2 protein-coding genes are annotated in these 2,246 nt (G+C 67.7%); both read left to right on the top strand.

What is annotated here, in order from left to right; genetic code table 11:
* Positions 1 to 117: 117 nt before the first annotated feature.
* Entirely contained in the window at positions 118 to 1,356 is a 1,239-nt protein-coding gene (gene istA, locus DWW51_RS10115) for an IS21 family transposase (RefSeq protein WP_117774415.1), read from the top strand.
* The gene (gene istB, locus DWW51_RS10110; protein ID WP_117774414.1) at positions 1,353 to 2,141 is read left to right on the top strand and encodes an IS21-like element helper ATPase IstB; all 789 of its coding nucleotides are present in this window, start codon (positions 1,353 to 1,355) and stop codon (positions 2,139 to 2,141) included. Before istA ends, istB begins: the two co-directional genes overlap by 4 nt.
* The last annotated feature ends 105 nt before the right edge of the window (positions 2,142 to 2,246 follow it).

Here is a 2,246-nt window from a genome sequence, read left to right as displayed (position 1 = left end):
AACCAATCATGCCAACGCAATCCCGCCATTTGCGCCAACGCATTTTCACCATTTCCACCAACGCCGGGGCTTACGCTTCGATCGACGAGCGAACGATGCTTTCGGGAGGAGCGGGCCGTGGCGGAGAAGAACCTGATCGGAGAGTTGGACATGTACAGGGAAGCGGGCATAAAGCCCAACTTCAGCGACATAGCGAAGCGCTACGGCAAGGACAGGCACACCGTGGCGTCGTACTGGAGGGCCGAGGGCGGGCGGCCCCACGACGGGCGCGGCGACAGGGCGGGCTCGTTCGACGCGCACATCGAGGAGGTGGCCGCCAAGGCGCAGCTGCCGGGAGTCACCAAGAAGGGCATCCACGAGTGGCTGCTGCACAGGTATCCCGGCGAGGACCTGGCCGGCTACAACGCCTTCACCCAGTTCATGCGCAAGAACGGCATCGCCGTCGGGGCCTCCGGCGGCCCGGAGCCGCACCCGCGCTTCGAGACGCCGCCCGGACTGCAGCTGCAGTTCGACTGGAAGGAGTCCGTCAAGATGGCGAACCGCGACGGCGAGCTGTTCGAGTTCAACGTGTTCGCGGCGACGCTGGGCCATTCCCGCAGGCACATATTCATCCGGTCGAGGACCAGGACGACCGACGACCTGGTCAGGTGCATGTACGCCACGATCGCGAGGCTCGGCGGCGTGCCGCGCGAGTGGGTCACGGACAACATGTCCGCCCTGGTGACGGTCAAGGGCGGCCGGCGCCTCAAGGTCCAGCGCGCGTACGAGTTCGCCAAGGCCGCCGGCTTCGAGCTGAAGCTGTGCCGCCCGCGCAGCCCCCAGACGAAGGGCAAGGTCGAGTCGTCGAACCGCTTCCTGTCGCGGCTCATGGCCTACCAGGGCGACTTCGACGGCTGGGACGACATCGACGAGATCGTCGCGCGGATCGAGGACGCCAGCAACTCCGAGCCCAACGAGACCACGGGGCTGCCTCCCTTCGCGCTGTTCATGGAGGAGAAGGACGCGCTGCTGCCCGTCGGCAACCTGCGCGCCCTCGAGGAGGCGATGGGCGACGTGGTGCGCGTGGCCAGGGTGCCGGCCACGATGCTGGTGAGCGCGCACGGCGAGCCCATGTCGGTGCCCAGGCGCTGCATCGGCAGGCCCGCCCGCATCGTCTGCATGCCCGGCGGCGCGATGGACTGCTACGTCGGCGGCGAGCTGGTGGCCACGCACGTGGCGGGCGGGCCGGCCTACGACCCGGCGCACTACGCCGAGGCCATGGCCGGCAAGCGGTGGTTCGGCGACGCCGCCGGCGACATCGAGGCGGCCGCCGCGGCCAACCTCGGCCTGCTCGACTCGATAGGGGGCTCGCTGTGAGCGCCGCCGTGCAGGCCAGCCCCCTCAACCGCCTGGCGGCCAACCTCGAGGAGCTGGGGCTCGAGGGCATGGCGTCGTCGGTGCCCGAGTACGTCAGGCTCGTCGCCGACGGGAGGAAGGGCCTGGTCGACGCCATGCTCGAGCTCACCGACGCCCAGATAGCCCTCAAGCGGCGCGCCGACGACGAGCGCCGCACGAGGATGGCCAACTTCCCCTACATAAAGACGCTGGCCGACTTCGACTGGGGCTTCCAGCCGAGCGTGCCGCGCGGGCTGGTCGAGCAGCTGGCCACGCTCGAGTTCATCGACCGCGGCGACAACGTCGTGCTCGTCGGCAGCCCGGGCGTCGGCAAGACCCACCTGTCGATAGCCATAGGCCACGAGGCGGTGATGGCCCGCAAGCAGGTGTACTTCGCCGACTGCTCGAGGCTGGTCGAGGACCTCAAGCACGCCTCGGCGAAGGAGGCGCTGGCGCGCAGGATGCGGTTCTACGAGCACTGCAGCCTGCTGATAATAGACGAGCTCGGCTACCTCGACATCGGCAAGGAGGGCGCCGACCTGCTGTTCCAGCTGGTCAACAGGCGCTACGCGCTAAAGCGGTCGACCGTCGTCACGACCAACGTGCCGGTGGGCAGGTGGGGCGACGTGTTCGGCAGCAACGTCACGGCCTCGGCGGTGGCCGACAGGCTTTGCCACCATTGCGCGATGATCAAGATAACGGGACGGTCGTACCGCCTGAAGGACGTATCCATCGGCGGCGAGGACGGGAAGGAGGAGGGAGCCTAGACGCCGAAAGCGGCGCATCCGCGTTGGCGAATCCGGCGCATCCGCGTTGGCGCGATTGGCGAAAATACGTTGGTGAAAATGGTGAAAAATATATTGACGCTAACA

This window comes from Collinsella sp. AF15-51 (genome assembly GCF_003462845.1).
Classification (GTDB): domain Bacteria; phylum Actinomycetota; class Coriobacteriia; order Coriobacteriales; family Coriobacteriaceae; genus Collinsella.
This window is presented reverse-complemented; position numbering and strand designations above follow the sequence as displayed.